Below are 20,841 nucleotides of genomic sequence, written 5' to 3' on the forward strand. Positions count from 1 at the left end.
CATGTTGCTCGCGGGGTGCGAAGATTTGTGAGTGACCGTAACGCGCCCACAGCCCCGCACCCTTCGGGGAACCCACGTCTCCGTTGAGCCGATGACAGTACAGCATCTGGCCGCACTGTGGCCTGCCCTCGCTGTGCCCGAAGTGTTTGCGGGAGGCTATGGCGGGGGACCTGCCGGCTTGCCCGCCGACGAGGCATCCTTCATCGAATGGATGCGCGGCTCCTACCTTGGCTACCCCGACCGCTTTCCCTTCGCTGTGCGCCTCACTGCAGGCCCGGATGCCGGCCTACTCGTGGGCGCGAGCACCCTCGGTGACCTCGATGAGGCCAACGCCAACGTGCAACTCGGGTGGACTGCTTACGACCCGACCGTCTGGGGCACCGCTGTGAACCCCGAGACCAAGCTCCTGCTGCTCGGCTTCGCGTTCGACAGCGGCTACAACCGCGTTACCGTGCAGGCGGATGCGATCAACGACCGCTCGCGCGCGGCAATCCTCAGGCTGGGTGCCACATTTGAGGGAATCCAGCGCAAGCACCGCATCCGCGCTGACGGGTCTTGGCGAGACACCGCCGTCTATTCAATCGTCGATACCGAATGGCCCGCGGTGCAGGCCGGTTTGCGTGCGCGACTCGAGGCGGAGCCACTCTCGTGAGCGCCCCAGTCGCCTCGCCGACAGAAACCGAAAAGCACGACCACGCATCCACTCTTGGAACGACGCTGCGCTTTGCTGCAGCGGGGCTCGTGTGGGGCTCAAGCTTCCTGTTCATGAAAATCGCTCTGGATGGTGTGAGCTTTGGGCAGGTCGCCTGGACACGGGCCGTGCTTGGCGCTCTCGCGCTCGTCGTGGTCTTCGCGGTCAGTCGCCGCAAGCTGCCACGCAATCCGATCGTGTGGGCTCACTTCACGGTGTTGGCATTTCTCTTTGCCGTGTTCCCGTACTTGCTCTTTGCGTGGGCTGAGCAGTACGTGAGCTCAGGGCTCGCGAGCATCTACAATGCGACGACCCCGATCATGACGGCGATCTTCGCGACTCTCGTGTTCCGAGTTGAGAAGCTCACGCGTTCACAGATTGCGGGCGTGACGCTCGGCATCTTCGGAGTGCTCGTGATCATCTCTCCGTGGCAGGCCGGCGACATTAGCGGCAGCCTGCTTGGACAACTCGCCTGCCTCGGCGCGGCGGTCTGTTACGGCGCTGCAATGAGCTATCAGCGCCGCTTCGTTGCCCCCTACCGAATCGCCGGCGTCACCTCGGCAACCATGACCATTGGAATCGCGGCCGTCATCTACCTGCTGCTGACCCCTGTGGTCGCGTTAGGTCCGGTCACCCTCACCCTGCCGGTCGTCGCCAGTCTTCTCGCCGTCGGCGTGCTCGGCACCGGAATGGCCTACGTGTGGAACTACCGAGTTCTTGCCGAGTGGGGCCCTACCCGCACCTCAACAGTCACCTACATCACGCCCGTGATCGGCGTCATCCTCGGCATCGTTGTTCTCAAAGAGACCCTCTCCTGGCACGAACCTGTCGGGGCCGTGCTGGTGATCTTGGGCGTGCTGCTCACGCAGGGCCGACTGAAGTGGCCGAAGGGCAAAGGGCAAAGGTCAAAGGTCGAGCGAGGGCGGCACTAGAGCGGCATTAGGGCGGCATTGAGGTAAAGAGTTCCGATGAATCGGTCGCGATTGTCTGTTTCGGTGAAATAACCCAAGCCCATCTGGGAAGCTGGAGCAATGACTTCTCGATACCTTGTTCGCCGGTTGGGTGTTTCTGCTGCCGTGCTCGGTCTCGTGGCGGCAGTGACCGCATTCGTGATCATCGCGGCGCCTGATGCGCAAACCCCATCGACGAGTGAGCAGAAGAAGGCCGCAGTCGTCATCCCGGCGGAGCCTGAGGTCAACTCGGTCAGTTCCCTCACCGGATCCCTTGTGGGTGGAGAGTCGATCGTCATTGCGGGCACCGCGCTGAGTGCGGATTCCGAAGTCACTTTTGGAGGCGTACCAGCAACGGATGTCGTGCAGTCAGACGACGGAAGCCTCACCGTGACCGTGCCCGCTAGCACTGACTACCAGCCGGCCACGGTAGCCGTTGAAGTTGTGGCGGATGAGGCAGCGGTGCCATCATCGACCGCATTCGAGTACACCTACAAAGCCTCCACCCCCGTCGATCAACAGATGCAGTACCTGATGGCGCACTGGAACGACTACAACATCGCGGAGTACGGCGACCTGAATCCGGTCGGCGGCGACTGCGCCAACTTCGCGAGCCAGTCCCTCTTGCAGCGCGGTTGGGAGATGACCGATGCCTGGTTCAACTACGACGCTGGAGCTGACTGGAGCGGTGCGTGGGGTTATGTGCCGAGCTTCGAGAACTGGCTGACGGCGAATCCTGAACTCGGCGCCACCCAGTTGAGCTTCGATGAGCGCTCGGAAGCTAAGGTCGGCGACCTCGTCGTCTTCGACTGGAACGACAATGACTACCTCGACCACATTCAGGTTGTCTCTTCAGTGACGACAGAGGATGGGGTTACTACGGTCGAGATGGTTGGTCACAACCTCGATACCAATTATCGGGATCTCGACACGACCATCACGGTCGATCACCCCGGCGCCACCGGACACTTCTGGAGCATTCCCTAAGGAGCTGCGCGCGTTGCCTGTTGGCCGGTCTGGGAACGGCAAGCTCCGCCACCGCGGCGGCGCGACTCAGCCGTTGAGGGCCGTATCCACGATTGACTTCGCTTCGGCCTGCACCTGACGCAGGTGTTCGGCGCCCTTGAACGATTCGCCGTAAATCTTGTAGACATCTTCGGTGCCGCTCGGACGGGCGGCGAACCACGCAAACTCGGTGGTCACTTTCACGCCGCCTATGGATGCCCCGTTTCCCGGTGCCTCCGAGAGCTTGGCGGTGATGGGGTCACCCGCGAGCTCGGTGGCCGTGATTGCGGCCCCGCTCAGCTTGCCGAGTCTGGCTTTCTGCTCCTTGGAGGCCACGGCATCCACCCGCTCATAGGCGGGGTCACCGAACTCTTCGACAAGTTCGGCGTAGAGGACGGATGGCGTTTTGCCGGTGACCGCGAGAATCTCGCTCGCGAGGAGGGCGAGCAGGATGCCGTCTTTGTCCGTCGTCCAGGTCGTGCCGTCTTTGCGCAGGAAGCTTGCCCCGGCGCTTTCCTCGCCACCGAACCCCACGGAGCCGTCGACGAGGCCGGGAACGAACCACTTGAAACCGACCGGCACCTCCCAGAGGTCGCGGCCTAGCGAGGCGGCCACCCGGTCGATCATGGAACTGGAAACGAGGGTCTTGCCGATCGCGGCATCCGGGTTCCAGCCCTCGCGACGGGTGTACAAGTAGCGGATGGCGACGGCCAGGTAGTGGTTGGGGCTCATGAGGCCGCCGTCGGGGGTGACTATTCCGTGGCGGTCTGCGTCAGCGTCGTTGCCCGTGAGGATGTCGTACTCGTCGCGGCGAGCAACCACTGAAGCCATCGCCGAATTTGACGACGGATCCATGCGGATCTTGCCGTCCCAGTCGAGTGTCATGAACGACCATGTCGGGTCGACTAGGGGGTTCACGACGGTCAGGTCGAGGTTGTACTTCTCAGCGATCAGCTTCCAGTAGTTGACGCTGGCGCCGCCAAGCGGATCGGCACCGATGTGGATTCCGGCCGCCCGGATCGCGTCGATGTCGATGATGTTTTCGAGGTCGTCAACATAGTTGCCGCGGAAGTCGTAGGTGCCAGCCGGCGTGGTCTCGGCTGACGATGACCCAGCCCACTTCACGTCGTGGCTACCATCGGCGATGATCGCATTCGCCCGATCGGCGATCCAGCCGGTCGCGGCGCTGCCGGCAGGCCCACCGTGCGGTGGGTTGTACTTGAAACCGCCGTCACGCGGTGGGTTGTGGCTCGGAGTGATGATGATGCCGTCGGCAAGATTCTCCATGACCAGCCGCGTTGTATGTGATGATCGTGTGGCTGAGGGTCGGGGTGGGCACGAAGTCGTCGAACTCGCCCTTCAGTGCGTGCACATCGTTGGCCGCGAGCACCTCTAGTGCGGTCGTCTCTGCCGGTTGCGACAACCCGTGAGTATCGCGGCCGATAAACAGCGGCTCGGCGATTCCCTGTGATGCGCGATACTCGACGATCGCCTGGGTGATGGCGGCGATGTGAACCTCATTGAACGCGGTGTCGAACGACGAACCGCGGTAGCCGCTCGTGCCGAAGACCACGCGCTGCTCAGAGATCGAGACATCCGGAACCAGCGCGTAATACGCCTGCACCAATTCGGTCAGGTCGATGAGGTCGGATGGCTGGGCGGGGGAGCCTGCGCGATCATTCATGCGCTCCATTCTGGCATCCTCGGTTGAGGTGGCCACCAGGGAAGGCTCGCACGCTCTAAAGTCGTTGTATGGCAGCAGGAGATCAGGGCGCGAGCGACACCGGCGCCGACAGCAACGACGACACCGAGATCGACCCGGAGGTGCGGGAACAGCTCGTTGGCGCACGACGCAGCATCGACAACATTGATGCCGCGCTCATCCACCTGCTTGCCGAACGCTTCAAGTACACGCAGCAGGTCGGTCGGCTCAAAGCCACCAAAGGTCTGCCCGCGTCAGACCCCAACCGCGAACGCACCCAGATTGCGCGCTTGCGATCATTGGCCGAAGAGTCACACCTCGACCCGGCCTTCGCCGAGAAGTGGTTCAACTTTGTGGTCGCCGAAGTGATTCACCACCACGAGCAGCTCGCGTCAGGCTCAGAGCCTGAGTCGAGCACCGACGCGAGCTAGGCCCGTCGGTCTTAGCGCCACCAATTTCGCTGCATGTCGCGGCTAGTTGATCTGTCAGTTGGGGCGTTGCTCCGACGGGTTCACTAGGTGAGAGTCCTGATGCGAGTGAGCGAGGCGAAGGATGATCCCGGCTCGCCCCACCCGGTATATGTATGAGCTCCGGGCCCAGGCCCAGCGGCTCAACAACCTCGGTCATGATGGCGAACCGGTAGCTTTCGACGAGGGCGACTTCTCCCCTGAGATTCTCCTTGAAAATGGCGAGCAGCACCGTTATTGGGCCCAACTCAACGGGTACGCCGCAGCCGGCCCTGATATAATCACCCCGCGGGCCAGCCGGTTCGTGCTCCAGTGCTCGCTGGCGAGGTAGACCTCGCCATCTGGAAGGCCACCAATGAGAAGGAACATTTTCGTCCTTGGGCTCGACGAGCTCAACCTCTCATCGCTGCGCGGGCTGGCGGATGCCGACCAGTACGAGTTTCATCAGCTGCTCACGCGCCCAGAGCTCCAGGTCGGAACCGTCTCTATTCCGGATCTGCTGGACAAGGCCCAGCGCCAACTGGATTCCTTCGATGGTTCCATTGACGCCATCGTGGGCTACTGGGACTTCCCGGTGAGCATGCTGGTCCCTGTGTTGTGTGATCGGTACGGATTGTGTTCGGCAGGCCTCGAAGCCGTCCTCAAATGTGAGCACAAATACTGGAGTCGGCTGGAACAACAGAAGGTGATCGACGAATATGTGCGGTTCGGCCTCCTCGACCTGACTAACGAGAACCCCACCCTTCCGGCGCCTCTCTCCTACCCCGTTTGGATCAAGCCGATCAAGTCGACCGCATCCCAGGGTGCCCTCTATGTCGAGAACGATGAGCAGCTCCGGCAATCCCTGGTTGAGGAGCGCCGGGTGGTTGATCGGATTGGAGGCCCCTTCGCCGATGTCCTTGCCATGGTCGACCTGCCCGCGGAGATCGCCGCGGTCGGCGTCCAGACCTGCTTGGTCGAGGAGGTTGCCAGCGGCCAACAGGTTACCGTCGAGGGCTTCAGTCGCGGCGGCCGAGTCGAAATCTATGGGGTGATTGACTCAGTCAACTACAGCGGCAAGTCCAGCTTCCTGCGCTATCAGTACCCCTCCCGACTGGTCCCGGAGCGCGTCAAGGATTACATGGGCGAGGTCTCCCGGCGCGTGATCGTCGCCCTCGGGCTGAGCAATAGCACCTTCAACATCGAGTACTTCTGGGACGAGACAACCTCACGGCTGAGGCTGCTTGAGATCAACGCCCGGCACTCCCAGTCGCACGCCCTGCTGTTCGAACTTGTCGACGGTGCGCCCAATCATGCCTACATGCTCGACCTGGCCCTTGATCGTGACCCCCGCCACGTTGAGCCCGGGAAGGGGGCGTTCCCCACGGCGGCGAAATGGTTTCTCCGGCGCTTCGCCGACGGTCTGGTGCGCCGCGTACCGACGCGCGAGGAGGTAGCCGAGATCGAGCGCAGGATTGTGGGAACTACGGTTTGCGTCACCGCTAGGGAGGGGACAAGGCTCTCGGAGGTCGATGGCGAAGACAGCTACAGCTACGTCCTGGCGGAAATCTACACCGGGGGGAGCGACGAGCAGGAACTGTTCGAAAAGTACACCCGGTGCGTCGAAGCGCTCAACTTCACGATTGACGATTAACTAGGAGGAGCCGAATGCGTACCGTCACCGCGTTTCCCTGCGAGGTCGAGGAAATCGAACACCTGTGGATTCTCATGTCCGACGGCATTCGGCTTGCCGCTAAGCTGTGGCGACCAGTTCTCGCGCGGCGCGACCCCGTGCCCGGGGTGCTGGAGATGATTCCCTACCGCAAACGGGACCTCACGGCGCAGCGGGATTCCATCAACCATCCGTACATGGCCGGCTATGGCTACGCCTGCCTCCGAGTCGACCTGCGCGGCAGCGGAGACTCCGAAGGGGTGCTCACCGACGAATACCTTGAGCAGGAGCTCTGCGACGCCGAGGAAGTGTTGGCATGGATGGCGGCGCAACCCTGGTGCACGGGGCGTACCGGGATGATGGGGATCTCCTGGGGAGGGTTCAACGCACTGCAGCTGGCCGCGCGTCGACCGCCGGGGCTGGGCGCCATCATCACGGTCTGTTCCTCCGATGACCGTTACGCCGATGATGTGCATTACATGGGCGGCTGTCTGCTCAGCGACAACCTGTCCTGGGCCTCGACGATGTTCGCCTACACCTCCTGCCCGCCCGATCCAGCAATCGTCGGCGATGGCTGGCGCGAAATCTGGTTGGATCGGCTCCAGCACAGCGGGCTGTGGCTCGAGCCGTGGTTGCGACACCAGCGCCGCGACGCGTACTGGCAGCGTGGTTCTGTCAAAGAGGACTACTCTGCGATCGAATGCCCGGTGCTCGCGGTGAGCGGCTGGGCGGATGGGTACTCCAATGCGGTGTTCCGACTACTGTCGGGGCTCAGAGGTCCGGTGCGGGGTCTGATCGGACCGTGGAGCCACAAATACCCGCACTTGGGTCAACCCGGCCCACCGATCGGGTTCCTGCAAGAGGCCGTCACCTGGTGGGACCACTGGCTGAAGGACAAGCGGGACAACGGCGCGATGGACGGCCCGGCGCTGACCATCTGGATGCAGGACACCGTACGCCCCGCGACCAGCTACAAACACCGCCCGGGGCGCTGGGTGGGCGAGCCGAGCTGGCCCAGCCCGCGCATCGTTGAGACGTCCTACCCGCTGGGACTCAACCGGATCGGCGGGCCGGGGGACTCCCCCGAACCCAGCCCGGAACTGACGGTGCAGTCACCGCTGTCAGTGGGGCAGTTCGCAGGAAAATGGTGTTCCTACAACGCCCCTCCGGACATGCCGTACGACCAGCGTGAGGAGGACGGCGGCTCGATGGTCTTCGACAGCGACCCGCTGCCCGAACGCTTGGAAGTGCTCGGAGCGCCCCTCGTGGAACTCGTGCTCTCCGCCGATCGCCCGGTCGCCATGGTGGCCGTGCGGCTGTCCGACGTCGCACCAGACGGCGAGGCGACCAGGGTCAGCTATGGCATATGCAACCTGAACCACTACGGGGGTTCGGATGCCCCACAACGGTTGAAACCGGGTGAACGCCACAGGGTCACAGTGCAACTCAACGGAATGGCGCAGGCGTTCCCTGCGGGGCATCGGCTGCGGATCGCTCTCTCGACGTCGTACTGGCCGATGGTCTGGCCATCGCCGGAACCGGTGCTGCTGACGGTTGACCCTGGCCAGAGCTCCCTAGTCTTGCCCGTGCGTCCGGTCGGCGTCGACGCCAGGGAACCGGCGCTGCGCTTCGAGGCGGCGGAAGGGGCCGCTCCAATTGTCGTGACCCAAGAGCAACCTGGAGAGCACGTCTGGAACGTCTCCCGCAACCTGGTCGACCTTTCGGCGGCCCTGACCGTGGTCAAAGATCTCGGCGTGGTGCACTTCAACGACATCGACCTTCTCGTCACGCGCCGGGTGGACGAACGGTATAGCTTCGTTGGTGCAGATTTCTCGTCAGTTCGCGGCGAGACCAACTGGACAATGGGGTTCGAGCGTGGAAATTGGAGCGTGTATACGACAACGCGAACCGTGCTCAGTTCGACACCCACCGACTTTAACCTCTACGCCGAACTTGACGCCTACGAGGGCGGTCAGCGGCTGATGTCCAAGACGTGGAATATCACGATCCCGCGCGATTGCATCTGACACCGGACCTCCGGCACGCTTGGGCTCAGTGCGTTAGCGCGAGCGGATGCCGTGCTGATCGAGCACGTCGAGAAACGTGGTCGGTTCGGGGCGCACGCGATGGTTGTCGGTGTGCTCCGCCCAAAGAACCATTCCGGTGTGGTCGGTGATGATCACGGTCGGCACAACGGTGTCTAGGTCGGTGCCTGCGCTGAACATGACAGGGGTACCGCCGGACTGCACGATGTCGAGCACGGCAGCAGCCCCGCCATCCTCATCGATGTAATAGGTCATGGGAATGTCGAAGCGCTTGGCAAGCTCCACAGTGTCTTCGGGCTTTTGCGGGCTGATGATGGCCACAGCGACTCCACGCTTATCGAGCTCGCGATACTGCGCGGCGATCTGGCTGACCTGGGCCATGCAGAACGGGCACCAGTTGCCGCGAATGAACATGATCACGTGCGGTTGGTGGGTGAGCACGCTGCTGTCGACAACGTCGCCATCCATAGTGGTGAGGGGGAACAGGGGCAGCGGCTCGTCAACGCGCACCGGTCGTGCTGTGACGTGCTGCACCGAGTACCAATAGTTGTAGCCCAGGATCACGGCGAGCCCCAGCACGGCAACGAGAACGGCGAATGGCCCAGCAACGATTGCTGCGGCGACACCGACGAGCGCAACCGAGAGTTGCACCCATGGATGCCGGCGTCGCACGACTACGAGGCGTGTCATCAGGAGCGCCAAATAGAGCGCGTACGCAACCCACGGCAAGGCGGCGGCGAGCCACCACGGCTGCGACTCGGCGATCGTACGAACGATCACCAACGCGATCATCAAGAGGGCAAGCGTCGCCGTAGCTTCGCCATAGACCGCCTTGAGGAATCGCATGTTAGGCGCCGAATGCCTCCGCGAGCGTTCCGCGGTGTGCTGTGAGCAGCTCCTCGAGGGTGAGGGTGAACTGGTCTTGGATTTCGAGGGCAGGTGCCGCAGCATCCGTGACCCCGATGCGGATCGCGGGGTAGTCGCGACCTTCGCAGAGTCCGCGGAATTTCACGTCGTCTTCGCGCGGGATCGAGACGACCATGCGACCGGTTGATTCGCTGAAGAGTGCGGTTGTGGCGTCGATTCCGTCGCGTTCGAGCAGTTCGCCGAGCCACACGCGTGCGCCAACGCCGAAGCGCATGACGGATTCGGCGAGTGTTTGTGCGAGTCCGCCATCGGCGAGATCGTGGGCGCTAGCGATGATGTTTTGCTCGTTGCCGGCCTTGATGAGGTCAGCGAGGCGGCGCTCGGCGGCGAGGTCAACCTTGGGCGGCAGTCCACCGAGGTGGTCGTGAATGGTTCCAGCCCATGCCGAACCATCAAGCTCAAGCGCGGTGGTGCCGAGCAGGTAGATGTTGTTGCCTTCGTCTTGCCAGCCGCTCGGGATGCGCTCAGCAACGTCACGGATCAGGCCGAGCACCGCGACCACGGGGGTCGGGTGGATAGGTACATCGCCGGTCTGGTTGTAGAAGGAGACGTTTCCGCCGGTGACGGGGATTTCCATCTCGAGGCAGCCATCGGCGAGGCCTTCGACGGCGCGGCTGAACTGCCACATCACTTCGGGGTTTTCGGGGCTACCGAAGTTGAGGCAGTCGCTGACAGCGACCGGGTTGGCGCCGGTGGCGGCAACGTTGCGGAACGCTTCGGCGAGAGCGATCTGGGCTCCGGCGTAGGGGTCGAGCTGGCAGAAGCGACCATTGGCGTCGGTGGCGACGGAGAAACCGAGGCCACTCTCTTCGTCGATGCGCACCATGCCGGCGTCATCCGGGAAGCTCAACGCGGTGTTGCCGAGCACGTAGCGGTCGTACTGGTTGGTGATCCAACTCTTGTCGGCAAGGTTGGGGCTCGCGAGCAGGGTCAGCATTTGGTCTCGAAGCTCTAGGCCACCCTTGGGACGGGCAAGGCCGGAGGCGCTGTCCGCCTGAAGCTTGTCGATCCACTTCGGGTACTCGACGGGGCGGTCGTAGACGGGGCCGTCGATGGCAACGGTGCGCGGTTCGACGTTGACGATTTCTTCGCCGTGCCAGTTGATGATGAGGCGGCCGGTGTCGGTGACTTCACCGAGCACGCTGGTTTCGACATCCCACTTCTCAACAACCTTGAGGAAGCCTTCGAGCTTCTCGGGCTTCACGATCGCCATCATGCGTTCTTGGCTTTCGGACATCAGAATTTCTTCTGCGGTGAGGGTGGGGTCGCGCAGCAGTACCTTTTCGAGTTCGATGAACATTCCACCGTCACCGTTGGAGGCAAGCTCGCTTGTGGCACAGCTGATGCCGGCAGCGCCGAGGTCTTGGATGCCCTCAACGAGGTCACCTTGGAAGAGTTCGAGGCAGCACTCGATGAGCACCTTCTCGGCAAAGGGGTCGCCGACTTGAACGGCGGGGCGCTTGGTGGGGCCGCCCTCTGAGAATGAATCGGAGGCGAGAATGGATGCTCCGCCGATGCCATCGCCACCGGTGCGGGCACCGAACAGCACAACTTTGTTGCCCACACCGCGAGCGTTAGCCAGGTGGAGGTCTTCGTGGCGCAGCACTCCAACGGCTAGGGCGTTGACGAGGGGGTTGGCCTGGTAGACGGAGTCGAAGTAGGTTTCGCCACCGATGTTGGGCAGGCCGAGGCAGTTACCGTAGAAGCTGATGCCGGAGACGACACCCTTCGCGACGCGAGCGGTGTCGGGGTTGTCGATGGCGCCGAAGCGGAGGGCATCCATGACGGCAACGGGGCGGGCGCCCATGGAGATGATGTCGCGGACGATTCCGCCGACACCGGTTGCTGCACCTTGGAAGGGTTCGATGTAGCTGGGGTGGTTGTGGCTTTCGATCTTGAAGGTCACAGCCCAACCTTCACCAACGTCGATGACGCCAGCATTTTCGCCCATGCCAACCATGAGATTCTTGGTCATGTTCTCGCTGACCTTCTTGCCAAACTGGCGAAGGTAGTTCTTCGAGGACTTATAGGAGCAGTGCTCGCTCCACATGACGGAATACATTGCGAGCTCGCCGCTCGTGGGACGGCGGCCCAGAATTTCGCGAATCTTCGCGTACTCGTCATCTTTCAACCCGAGGGCGCCATAGGGCTGCTCTTTCTCGGGGGTTACTGCGGCGTTCGCAACGGTATCGGGAACTATGGTCTGCTCAGGCGAGGTCACGAGGTAGATGCTCCTGGATCGAGGGAGTGCCGGTCCCCTCAATACTACCGGCGTACTCTCCGTGTTCGCGGCGGCTTGGATGTTGATGCACGAGGGGTCTGTGCTCGCGAACCTGGAGTGGCATTCTCCTGTCACGCCCGCCATATTCAGATGTACCGAAAACAACATTGGGAGTCAAAGCCCGCCAATTGATTCGCTTGAGCAACTGCCGATCCCATATTTATCGTTGAAATACCTGCAACATAGTGTTAAGATCGAGCCTAAATCTAACAAATGTTAATAGACTCGATTCAGGCACAAAGTGGTGTTGGCGGCGCGAAAGCCGAACGACCTACCTAGTAAGTGACCAACGTCTCCCGAAGAGTTAGGCAGCACCGCATGGGGAAGAAAGTACCGTTCAGCAATTTGGCCGAAGCGGAAAAGCTTGCGAAAAAGCGCCTTCCAAAAGCAGTGTGGCTCGCCTTCAAAGCGGGCAATGAACAAGGCTGGACGCTGGATGAAAATATCCGGGCGTATAGCGATCTAGGTTTCAGCCCGACAGTATTCGACCGCCCCTCTCGCGGCAAGATTGACACCAAGACGAAGATTTTGGGCGTCGACATCGACTTCCCCGTTATCGTTTCACCGGTAGGGGCTCAGGCAATTCACCCTGACGCTGAAGTCGCCGCGGCTCGCGCAGCGAAGCGCATGGGAACCGCAATTGGTCTCAGTTCGTACGCGTCGAGTTCCATCAAGGACGTAACGGCAGCAAACGACAACTCGTTCTTCCAGCTCTACTGGGTGGGTACCCGCGATCGCATCGAGGCTCGTGTCGAAGAAGCCCGCCGCTCTGGGGCTAAGGCCCTCATCGTCACTCTCGACTGGTCATTTACTCCTCGTCGTGACTGGGGTGTACCACCGGCGCCCCCCATGAAGATGGATCTGAAGACGATGATGGAGCTCGCTCCGCATGCCCTCTCGCGTCCGCAGTGGTTCTCCCGCTACCTGAAGAGAGGTCGAATCCCCGAGCTAAAGGTTCCGAACCTGTTCATCACTCCCGGCGATGTGCCGTCCTTCGGCACCGCCTGGGAAGAGTTCGTGAACACCCCAACCCCGACTTGGGAAGACGTGAAGTGGTTGCGCGAGCTGTGGGGCGGTCCGTTCATGATCAAGGGGATCTCCACTATCAAAGACGCCAAGCTCGCGGTCGACATGGGAGCAGACGCGATTTCGGTATCGAACCACGGCGGCAACAACATTGACGGCACTCCATCGCCGATCCGGTTCCTCCCTTCCATCGTTGACGCGGTCGGCAGCGACATCGACGTCATGGTCGATGGCGGAATTCGCCGAGGATCTGATGTTGTAAAAGCAATGGCCTTGGGGGCGAAGGCAGTCTTTATCGGACGCGCCTATCTTTACGGGCTTGCGGTGTCGGGCGAAGACGGAGTGCACAAGGTGCTCGAGATCATGCGTGACGGTATTGAGGAAACGATGTTCGGAATCGGACGCGACTCAATTCACGATCTCTCGATGGACGATCTGATCATCCTCAACCGAGACTTCTTGGTCACGCCGGCCCGATAAGGCCGTCAGGGCAGCCCTAATCACCCACTAAACAAAGGATCAACGCAAATCTGGCCCCGTGGCGGACTGCGCACAGAATTGTTGGAAGGATGTCGAATGCGTCGAGTAATTGTCGTTGGAGCCGGAACCGCCGGATGCATCGTTGCCGCACGCCTATCTGAAGACGCGAGTACTTCTGTGCTCCTCTTCGACTCGGGTCCCGACCACGAACCCGGCGCTCAGCTCCCGGGTTTGCGCTCGTTGAACTGGATCGATGCCTTGGGGGAGACTTCTGCGTTTTACCCCGACCTTTTCGCTAGCAAGCTCGAAGGCTCTGAGCCCAAGCTCTACAACCGCGGCACTGGTGTTGGAGGCTCGGGGGCAGTCAACGCCATGCTGGCGCTTCCCGGTTTGCCCGAAGACTACGACCGCTGGGCTCGCGACTTCGGTTGTGACCAGTGGTCGTGGGAGCAGGTGCAGCCATGGTTGGAAAACCTCAAGACAGACCTCATTGTGTCGACCGAGGAAGAGTTCACTCCGGTGGATCGGGCTTTGCTCGATGCAGCCGAGCGACTAGGCCTACCGACCGGAGTAGATACTTACGGTCCGGATGACGGCAGCGGACTGCTCTGGCGCAACGCCAACGCGAGTGGTCGTTTTTCGAGCCTCGAACGCTATCTGGATGAGGCTCGCAGTCGCGACAACCTCGTCGTTCAAGGGGATAGCCAAACTGATCGCCTAATGATCGAAAATGACGTTGTGGTTGGCGTCGTGTTGGCAGATGGAACAGAGGTGCGCGCCGACGAGGTCGTTCTGTGCGCGGGGGTCTTCGAAACACCCGCAATTCTGTTGCGCTCTCAATTGACACACCCGGCTATTGGAAAGAACCTGCAGGATCACCCGGCGGCTAGCGTCTATTTCACGCTCAAGCCAGAGTTCCGGGAGGCCAATGCGACCGGACCGTGCATTGGTGCTGTCATGCGTTTGTCGTCAAGTTTCGGGGCCGGCGACATCCATCTTCTTCCTCTACACGGCACTCTGCTTAACGGTAAAGAGGCTGACCATGGCCTCATTATGGCGGCGTTGATGAAGGTGACGTCGAGCGGCGAGCTCGAACTCAACCCGGAAAACCCCCTCGCTCCGCCGATAGTTCGCGAGCGAATGCTGTCAACGGAGCAGGACCGAGCAGCGATGAAAGAAGCGATCGTCTATCTTGAGCAGGTTATCGCGGCGCCGAGTTTTCAGCGGATTGTCGAGCGGGTTTTCATTGACGAGCACGGAACGCCACTCAGCGCATTGCATGATGACGAGTTTTTCGAGAGCTGGGTTCGTAGTTACGTTGGCGACTACTTCCACGCGTGCGGCACTGTGCGCATGGGTGAGGCGGGTGATCCGAATTCGGTTGTTGACCAGCAGGGTCGCATATTTGGGCTCGCCAACATTCGAGTAATCGACGCGTCGATCATGCCTGACGTTCCGAGCGCGAATACCCATCTCCCCACTGCCCTTATCGCTGAGCGTCTCAGCGCAGCGATGCGGGCTACTCCAGCACCACAACACGTGTGACCAATAAGTGCCCAGTGAAAGTTCAGAAAGGACCCCGGCTGATGACAGCTTCAACACAGTCCGAAAACAGCCTTGCCACGTGGGAGCGTGCTCGCCAAGTGGTTCCGCGCGGAGTGTCCTCAGGGCACCGCGTGGGCTGGGACCAAGTCTTCGTGAAGGCTGCTGGTGCCTACGTGTGGGATGAGCAGGGCAACAAGTACATCGACTACATCAACTCCTGGGGGCCGATCATTCTCGGTCACTGCGATGCGCGGGTCAACGAAGCAGTCTTCGCCGCAGCCAGCACGTGTGACCTGACCGGTGTGGGCCCGCAGTCTGGCGAGTATGAACTGGCAGAGAGAATCACTTCCCTCGTGCCCTCGGCCGACAAGGTTGCGTTTTGCACCTCGGGTACTGACGCCACAATGCACGCTGTTCACATCGCCCGCGCTGCGACTGGCCGCGTCAAGATCCTCAAGTTCCACGGCTCGTATCACGGCTGGAGTGATGTTCTTGCCGTGGGAAGTTCGCGGGCAGACCTCACCGAAACCTCCCCGCTTGCGACAGCGAATAGCGCTGGACTGCACCCCGGTGCTGTCGCTGATGTGGTTGTTGTTGAGTGGAATGACTTCGAGGGCCTCCGCGCTGCTTTTGATCAGCACGGTAGTGAACTCGCCGCAGCTTTCTCGGAGGGTTACGTGCACAGCTTCGGTTGTGTTCCGGCCGCGCCCGGCTTTCTCGAATTGCTTCGTGAGTTGTGCACCAAACACGGGGCCGCGCTGGTCTTCGATGAAGTCAAAACTGGCTTCCGTGCGGCACTGGGGGGTTACCAGTCCATCGCCGGTGTCTTGCCAGACCTGACCGCTTTCGCTAAGGCAATGGCAAACGGGTATTCGATCGCGGCGCTTGCGGGTTCCGACGACCTGATGGGCCACTTGGGCGCGTACTCAAAGAATGAAGCGACTATCGACGGCACCTATAACGGGAATCCGTATTCGGTCGCGGCGGCAAACAAGACTCTCGAAATCATGGAGTCGGATGATGTGATCACGCATCTCTACGACCTCGGTGCTCGACTTCGCGCTGGCATCACGGATGCGATCGCTGATGCCGGGGTCGACGCGTGCGTTTCGGGAATCGGTTCCGAGTGGACTGTCTACTTCCGTAAAGAACTGCCGACGAACTTCCGGCAGGCAATGGAATCCAACACCGAGCAGTACGCCAAATACCATAGTTCTCTGCTGTCGCAGGGAATTTTGGAGCCCGCCTTCGCAACTGGTGACCGGCGGCTCAATGCATCGACGACGCACGACGACATCGATCGCACAATTGACGCCAACCGCGTCGCCCTGCGGGCAGCAATGCTCTAACAGGACACAGCACGTTCCTTTCACAACACTAAGAGATAGGTATGACATGAATACCCTGAAAAAACGGCGTGCGAGTAAAGCACGTTCTCTGCTTGCTATCGGCACAATCGCAATCATCGCGTTGAGTAGCTGCGCCGCTGGTGGCGACTCCGACAATGAGGTCGATGAAATTGTCATCGGTATGGCGCTTTCGCAAAGTGGAAACATGGCACCGTTCGATGTCGAACCAGGCAATGCTGCACTTCTGAAGATTGACGAGATTAATGCGGCCGGTGGGATTAACGGCATGCAGGTCCGCGCAATCGTCAAGGATGTGCGATCCGATCAAGCAACCGTCGGTACCGTAGCGACAGAGCTAATCTCTGAGGGCATTGACCTGCTGGTCACTCCCTGCGACTTCGACCTCAGTGCACAGGGTGCATTGAACGCACAAGCAGCTGAGGTGCCTGCTGTTTCGATCTGCGCTGGTGACCCCAAGATGGCTGATACCACTACTCTCGGCGACTTCGTCTTTTCGGCCAACGCCGGTAGTGACGTCGAGGGCTCTACTGGCGCTTCTTGGGCCTTCGAGCAGGGCTGGTCATCCGCCTACCTGCTCCAAGACGAGAGCATCGAATACACCAAGTCGGCTGGTCGATATTTCCAAGCGAAGCTCGAAGAACTCGGCGGAACAGTTGTCGGCAACGACAGCTTCCCCGGTGGCGACAATGTTGACGTGAGCAGCCAGATTTCACGGTTGAAGAGTGACATCGGAAACATTGACTTCATTTACGTAGCGAGCTGGAACCCCGGAGCGGCTACCGCCATCCGCCAGATCCGCGACGCGGGAATTGACACTCCGATTGTCGGGCCAGCAGCTCTCGACGGCCAGCTGCTGCTCGATATAGTTGGAGACGTTGATGACGTCTACTACACGCCATTCGCGTGCTACGAGTACTGCTCTGGCCAGGATTCCGATGAGTTGGATGCGTTCGTCGCGAATTACACGGCAAAGTTCGATGCACCGCCGTCGACGAGCTACGCACTGCTCGGCTACAACATGGTGATTGCGCTCGCCGCCGCACTCGAGAGCGCTGACTCGCTTGATGGTCCGGTTCTGCGTGACGCGATGGAGAACAGCAGCGCCGTTGAGACGCCGATTGGACCCGCTACGTACTTCTCCGCGACTTGCCACAAGATTACTGACATGCCCTTGTCCGTGGTGAAGGTCAGCGGGGGGGCAGTCACGTTCGTCGAACAGCACAGCATCGACGGCATCCCTGACCTTGGCGACGGTAACTCCTGCGCCGTCTAGTAATCGCAGTGCACCTCAGCTCGACACAACAGTAGAAGGAATTTAGATGAGTACCTCACCACAGCCAGAGCTCAGTGAATCAGAACTATTCGAGCTCTCAGACCGGTGGGTTACCCACAACTACAATCCCTTGAAAGTCGTGATCGCTTCGGGTGAGGGTGCCGTTCTCACCGACGTCAATGGCAAGGAGTATCTGGATTTTTTGGCCAGCTACTCCGCGTCAAACTTCGGGCATGGTCATCCTGAGATTGTCAGTGCAATGGAAACGCAGTTGCGCAAGGTTGCGCTGACATCTCGGGCTTACCACCACGATCAACTTGCTCCGTTTGCGGAGAAGTTGGCAACGCTGGTGGGCAAAGACATGGTCTTGCCGATGAACACCGGTGTTGAGGCCGTGGAGTCGGCGATCAAGGTAGCGCGCAAGTGGGGTTACGTCGTTAAAGGCGTGCCAGCCGGAATGGCCAACATTATTGTTGCCGATGGAAATTTCCACGGCCGCACAACGACGGTCGTCTCATTTTCTGATGACGAGGCGGCGCGTGAGGGGTTCGGGCCATTCACTCCCGGCTTCAAATCTGTGCCCTTTGGCGACGCGGCCGCGCTGGAGGCAGCGATCGATGAGAACACGGTCGCCGTGCTCATTGAGCCCATCCAGGGTGAAGCAGGTGTAGTGATTCCGCCTGAGAAGTATCTTGTTCGCGTTCGTGAGATTACGAGCGAACACAATGTCCTTTTTATCGCGGATGAGATTCAATCGGGTCTCGGCCGCACCGGGAAGACCCTCGCGATGCAGCATGTCGGGGTCGAGCCCGATCTCTACCTTCTGGGCAAAGCCCTCGGCGGAGGAGTAATGCCCGTGTCGGCTGTTGTCGGCAATCGGGATGTGTTGGGCGTGCTGAAGCCAGGAGAACACGGCAGCACGTTCGGTGGTAATCCTCTCGGCGCCGCCGTTGGCAGCACCGTCGTTGATCTGCTGAATACTGGCGAATATCAAGAGCGTGCGGCCGCATTGGGCGTCGTTCTTGAGCGTGAGCTGCGAAAACTTATTGGTTCAGGCGTGCTCGCTGTGCGCGTGCGTGGACTCTGGGCTGGTATCGATATCGACCCAGCACTCGCAAGTGGGCGCGAGGTGTGCGAACACCTGATGCTCAAGGGAGTGCTGGCCAAAGACACACATGGCTCGACCGTGCGATTCTCCCCACCACTTGTCATCTCCGAGACGCAGCTGCTCTACGGCATTGAGCAGCTGCGTGCCATCTTGCTGGAGTTGACCGAGCGCGACTAAACGTCGCGAACTAGTTCGTCGTCTCCGTTCGCTAGCGCGCAAGGGGACGACGAACTTATCGTCAGCTGTTTGGTAGTCGGTAGACGCGGTGTGCGTTGTCGCGACCGGTCATCGACGCGACCCGTTTCGCATCAGTGAGCGACCAGTCGCCGTCGTTGACGAGGTGAGACAACACGCGTGTCATGCCTCGACGCCAGAGAGCAGCGCCGATGGAGTGCAGTTCGGGCAATCCCCACGCATCCGTAGAGAACAGCACCTTACTGAAAGGTGCGAGCTCGAGGCTCTCTGCGATTACACGGTCAGAGGCCGCTCCGCTGTAGTTGATGGCTAACCCGACGTCGAAGTACACGCGGGAGAATACTTGGGCCAGATAGCCCGCTTCGCGGTGGTATGGGTAGCAGTGCAAGAGCATGACGTCTGAGTAGTCTGCGGGAAGCAACCTCAGCCATGGGGTGAGTAGGAGAGGATTGCAGCGCTCCAGGTCGATATCGGCGTCACCGAAGCCGGCGTGGAGCTGAACGGGCAGCCCGGTGCTCACGGCCTTCCAGAGCAACGCTCGAAGAAGCACGGGATGGGAAACGCGGAACGACCCAGCGCTGGCGCTGGCGAGCCACTCCTGAGCGGCTGCGGTGAACTCATCGCTGTGTGGACGGGCCGGGTCGAAATCGAAACCGTAGCGGTAAGCAATGATGCTCTTGAATCCCACAGCTGTGGTGGCAGCAGCTGCCAACGCAGCATCGAAGGCGTGTTCCAGGGCGTCCGCTTCCACCCCGGCGTCGGCCAGGCTCTCGAGCAGCGTTTCTAGTCGAACTACCTCGTGCACGCGCTGGGCGGAAAGTGTGCCGAACTCTTCGAGGGTGGTGAGACTCGGCTTTGAGTGTTCCGTCTCGATGACGCCAGTATCGACGATTGACTCAGAAATGCCGGAAGTGCGCAGTAGGCGGCGAGCGATCTCGTCGGATCCCCATCGCGCTCGCGCTGCCCAATACGTATCAGCGTCAGCGTGCTCGGGCAGGTCGAAGTGCGGTGCACAGTACTTGCGCACGGCGAAGCCCACTTGAGAGTCGAACTGAGTCATCCACGGCGGTATGGGCTCGGACGATTCCGTGAGGAATGACTCGAACTCGCTCCGACTGAGATCGGGAATCAACGTTCCATGAACGTGGTGGTCGATCAGCGGCAACTCGCTGATGTGCTCGGCAATCTTTGAATTCTCAGTCATGTCCATCACTCGTCCCTGTGTGAAGCACCAGCGTATCCGGGGGTTGCGCGATCCGCCCGCCGTGCCGTAATTTACGTTACATACGGATATTTGAGCAGCCAATCCTAATGATGGTAACATCGCTCGTTATAGGCATTAGGGATTGACCCAACAACGAAATGTGGTCGAAGACGATGACGACAACAACAGAAGCCCCGCAGGCGGAGACGCTACGACTCGTCGACGGCGGGATGAACTTCGATGGCGTACAGGCGCTCGAAGACGTCTCGATTTCGGTGAACAGTGGAGAGGTCGTTGGCCTGATCGGACCCAATGGCTCAGGCAAGACCACCACGCTCAACCTCGTCAGCGGGATGCTGCAGCCGACCACCGGCCGGGTGATGCTCGGAGATAAAGAATTGACTCGGATGTCTATGCGCAAGAGGGCGCGCATCGGAATCGTTCGTACTTTTCAGAGCGTTCGCGTTTTCGGACGACTCACCGTCGCTGAGAACATCGAGGTTGCCGCGCTTGGCTGCGGCTTGCGCCGCCACGAAGCTCGTGAGCTTACTGAGGAACTGCTCGCGGATTTGAATCTCGAGTCTGTCGCGAACACGGCCGCAGAATCTTCGCCTGCTGGGCTCATCCGAACGATCGGTATTGCGCGCGCCCTAGCAACTCGCCCCAAATTTCTCCTGCTCGACGAACCAGCCGCCGGCCAAAACGAGTCCGAAGCGGTGGAGCTCATCGAGGCCATCCGCAACATCTCGCGGCGACGGGCGTGCGGGGTCTTGCTCGTAGAGCACGACATGTCGGTCGTGATGAGCACGTGCGATCGGCTCCACGTTCTCGATAGCGGCCGCACCGTCACTGCTGGACTACCTCAGGACATTCGTCACGATCCACAAGTGGTCGAAATCTACTTCGGAAAGCGGCACTGAA

The 20,841-nt window shown here is 60.7% G+C and carries 16 protein-coding genes and 1 pseudogene; 13 read left to right on the top strand and 4 right to left on the bottom strand.

The window, feature by feature from the left end; all coding sequences use genetic code 11:
• Positions 1–31 precede the first annotated feature (31 nt).
• From ABD112_RS04950 to ABD112_RS04960, 3 genes are all read left to right on the top strand, one after another.
• Positions 32–652, top strand: a complete 621-nt coding sequence (locus ABD112_RS04950) for a GNAT family N-acetyltransferase (protein WP_343923720.1) — start codon at positions 32–34, stop codon at positions 650–652.
• A complete protein-coding gene (locus ABD112_RS04955) occupies positions 649–1,623 on the top strand; it encodes a DMT family transporter (RefSeq protein ID WP_343923722.1) in 975 nt (324 codons plus the stop codon). The genes ABD112_RS04950 and ABD112_RS04955 overlap by 4 nt, the downstream gene beginning before the upstream one ends.
• A 99-nt stretch (positions 1,624–1,722) precedes the next feature.
• Positions 1,723–2,628, top strand: coding sequence for an amidase domain-containing protein (locus ABD112_RS04960; protein WP_343923724.1), 906 nt, complete (start codon positions 1,723–1,725; stop codon positions 2,626–2,628).
• Positions 2,629–2,694: 66 nt separating this feature from the next.
• Here ABD112_RS04960 and pgm read toward each other — a convergent pair.
• A pseudogene (gene pgm / locus ABD112_RS04965) lies at positions 2,695–4,330 on the bottom strand (phosphoglucomutase (alpha-D-glucose-1,6-bisphosphate-dependent)).
• A 68-nt stretch (positions 4,331–4,398) separates the two neighbouring features.
• Here pgm and ABD112_RS04970 point away from each other — a divergent pair.
• The 4 genes from ABD112_RS04970 (at position 4,399) to ABD112_RS04985 (ending at position 8,493) form a co-directional block, all read left to right on the top strand.
• On the top strand, positions 4,399–4,779 hold the full coding sequence (locus ABD112_RS04970; protein WP_343923725.1) for a chorismate mutase: 381 nt from the start codon (positions 4,399–4,401) through the stop codon (positions 4,777–4,779).
• 121 nt (positions 4,780–4,900) lie between these two features.
• Positions 4,901–5,146, top strand: coding sequence for a hypothetical protein (locus ABD112_RS04975; protein ID WP_343923726.1), 246 nt, complete (start codon positions 4,901–4,903; stop codon positions 5,144–5,146).
• A 24-nt stretch (positions 5,147–5,170) separates the two neighbouring features.
• Positions 5,171–6,448 carry an ATP-grasp domain-containing protein gene (locus ABD112_RS04980; RefSeq protein WP_343923728.1) on the top strand — a complete coding sequence of 426 codons (1,278 nt, stop codon included), beginning with the start codon at positions 5,171–5,173 and terminating at the stop codon, positions 6,446–6,448.
• 14 nt (positions 6,449–6,462) lie between these two features.
• Positions 6,463–8,493 carry a CocE/NonD family hydrolase gene (locus ABD112_RS04985; protein WP_343923730.1) on the top strand — a complete coding sequence of 677 codons (2,031 nt, stop codon included), beginning with the start codon at positions 6,463–6,465 and terminating at the stop codon, positions 8,491–8,493.
• 33 nt (positions 8,494–8,526) lie between these two features.
• Here the strand turns inward: ABD112_RS04985 and ABD112_RS04990 are convergent, their stop codons facing one another.
• Both ABD112_RS04990 and purL read right to left on the bottom strand, forming a co-directional pair.
• Positions 8,527–9,357: a peroxiredoxin family protein gene (locus ABD112_RS04990; protein ID WP_343923732.1), complete on the bottom strand. Its 831-nt coding sequence runs from the start codon at positions 9,355–9,357 to the stop codon at positions 8,527–8,529.
• Position 9,358: 1 nt separating this feature from the next.
• On the bottom strand, positions 9,359–11,659 hold the full coding sequence (gene purL, locus ABD112_RS04995) for a phosphoribosylformylglycinamidine synthase subunit PurL (protein WP_343923734.1): 2,301 nt from the start codon (positions 11,657–11,659) through the stop codon (positions 9,359–9,361).
• Between the two features lie 378 nt (positions 11,660–12,037).
• Between purL and mftD the strand changes: the two genes are divergently transcribed.
• The 5 genes from mftD (at position 12,038) to rocD (ending at position 18,698) form a co-directional block, all read left to right on the top strand.
• Entirely contained in the window at positions 12,038–13,225 is a 1,188-nt protein-coding gene (gene mftD, locus ABD112_RS05000; RefSeq protein ID WP_343923736.1) for a pre-mycofactocin synthase MftD, read from the top strand.
• 96 nt (positions 13,226–13,321) lie between these two features.
• Positions 13,322–14,770 (top strand): GMC family oxidoreductase, encoded by a 1,449-nt coding sequence (locus tag ABD112_RS05005; RefSeq protein WP_343923738.1) that lies wholly within the window; start codon positions 13,322–13,324, stop codon positions 14,768–14,770.
• 41 nt (positions 14,771–14,811) lie between these two features.
• Positions 14,812–16,119: an aspartate aminotransferase family protein gene (locus tag ABD112_RS05010; RefSeq protein ID WP_343923740.1), complete on the top strand. Its 1,308-nt coding sequence runs from the start codon at positions 14,812–14,814 to the stop codon at positions 16,117–16,119.
• Positions 16,120–16,165: 46 nt separating this feature from the next.
• On the top strand, positions 16,166–17,413 hold the full coding sequence (locus tag ABD112_RS05015; protein WP_343923742.1) for an ABC transporter substrate-binding protein: 1,248 nt from the start codon (positions 16,166–16,168) through the stop codon (positions 17,411–17,413).
• Positions 17,414–17,459: 46 nt separating this feature from the next.
• On the top strand, positions 17,460–18,698 hold the full coding sequence (rocD, locus tag ABD112_RS05020; protein ID WP_343923744.1) for an ornithine--oxo-acid transaminase: 1,239 nt from the start codon (positions 17,460–17,462) through the stop codon (positions 18,696–18,698).
• 61 nt (positions 18,699–18,759) lie between these two features.
• On the opposite strand, the gene ABD112_RS05025 is transcribed toward rocD, so the two are convergent.
• The gene (locus tag ABD112_RS05025; RefSeq protein WP_343923745.1) at positions 18,760–19,920 is read right to left on the bottom strand and encodes an amidohydrolase family protein; all 1,161 of its coding nucleotides are present in this window, start codon (positions 19,918–19,920) and stop codon (positions 18,760–18,762) included.
• A 173-nt stretch (positions 19,921–20,093) separates the two neighbouring features.
• Here ABD112_RS05025 and ABD112_RS05030 point away from each other — a divergent pair, with 173 nt between their 5' ends.
• Complete coding sequence (locus tag ABD112_RS05030) at positions 20,094–20,840, top strand: ABC transporter ATP-binding protein (protein ID WP_343923746.1); 747 nt, start codon at positions 20,094–20,096, stop codon at positions 20,838–20,840.
• Position 20,841 lies beyond the last annotated feature (1 nt).

It is taken from the genome of Rhodoglobus aureus, assembly GCF_039527955.1.
Lineage (GTDB): Bacteria > Actinomycetota > Actinomycetes > Actinomycetales > Microbacteriaceae > Rhodoglobus > Rhodoglobus aureus.

Excerpts from the sequence above, each read along its gene's own strand:
- ABD112_RS04975 (WP_343923726.1), top strand. The coding sequence starts at position 4,901 with ATGATCCCGGCTCGCCCCACCCGGTATATGTATGAGCTCCGGGCCCAG.
- ABD112_RS05005 (WP_343923738.1), top strand. The coding sequence starts at position 13,322 with ATGCGTCGAGTAATTGTCGTTGGAGCCGGAACCGCCGGATGCATCGTT.
- ABD112_RS04990 (WP_343923732.1), bottom strand. The coding sequence starts at position 9,357 with ATGCGATTCCTCAAGGCGGTCTATGGCGAAGCTACGGCGACGCTTGCC.
- ABD112_RS05015 (WP_343923742.1), top strand. The coding sequence starts at position 16,166 with ATGAATACCCTGAAAAAACGGCGTGCGAGTAAAGCACGTTCTCTGCTT.
- ABD112_RS04970 (WP_343923725.1), top strand. The coding sequence starts at position 4,399 with ATGGCAGCAGGAGATCAGGGCGCGAGCGACACCGGCGCCGACAGCAAC.
- ABD112_RS05030 (WP_343923746.1), top strand. The coding sequence starts at position 20,094 with ATGACGACAACAACAGAAGCCCCGCAGGCGGAGACGCTACGACTCGTC.
- ABD112_RS05025 (WP_343923745.1), bottom strand. The coding sequence starts at position 19,920 with ATGACTGAGAATTCAAAGATTGCCGAGCACATCAGCGAGTTGCCGCTG.
- ABD112_RS05010 (WP_343923740.1), top strand. The coding sequence starts at position 14,812 with ATGACAGCTTCAACACAGTCCGAAAACAGCCTTGCCACGTGGGAGCGT.
- ABD112_RS04960 (WP_343923724.1), top strand. The coding sequence starts at position 1,723 with ATGACTTCTCGATACCTTGTTCGCCGGTTGGGTGTTTCTGCTGCCGTG.
- mftD (WP_343923736.1), top strand. The coding sequence starts at position 12,038 with ATGGGGAAGAAAGTACCGTTCAGCAATTTGGCCGAAGCGGAAAAGCTT.
- ABD112_RS04985 (WP_343923730.1), top strand. The coding sequence starts at position 6,463 with ATGCGTACCGTCACCGCGTTTCCCTGCGAGGTCGAGGAAATCGAACAC.
- rocD (WP_343923744.1), top strand. The coding sequence starts at position 17,460 with ATGAGTACCTCACCACAGCCAGAGCTCAGTGAATCAGAACTATTCGAG.
- ABD112_RS04980 (WP_343923728.1), top strand. The coding sequence starts at position 5,171 with ATGAGAAGGAACATTTTCGTCCTTGGGCTCGACGAGCTCAACCTCTCA.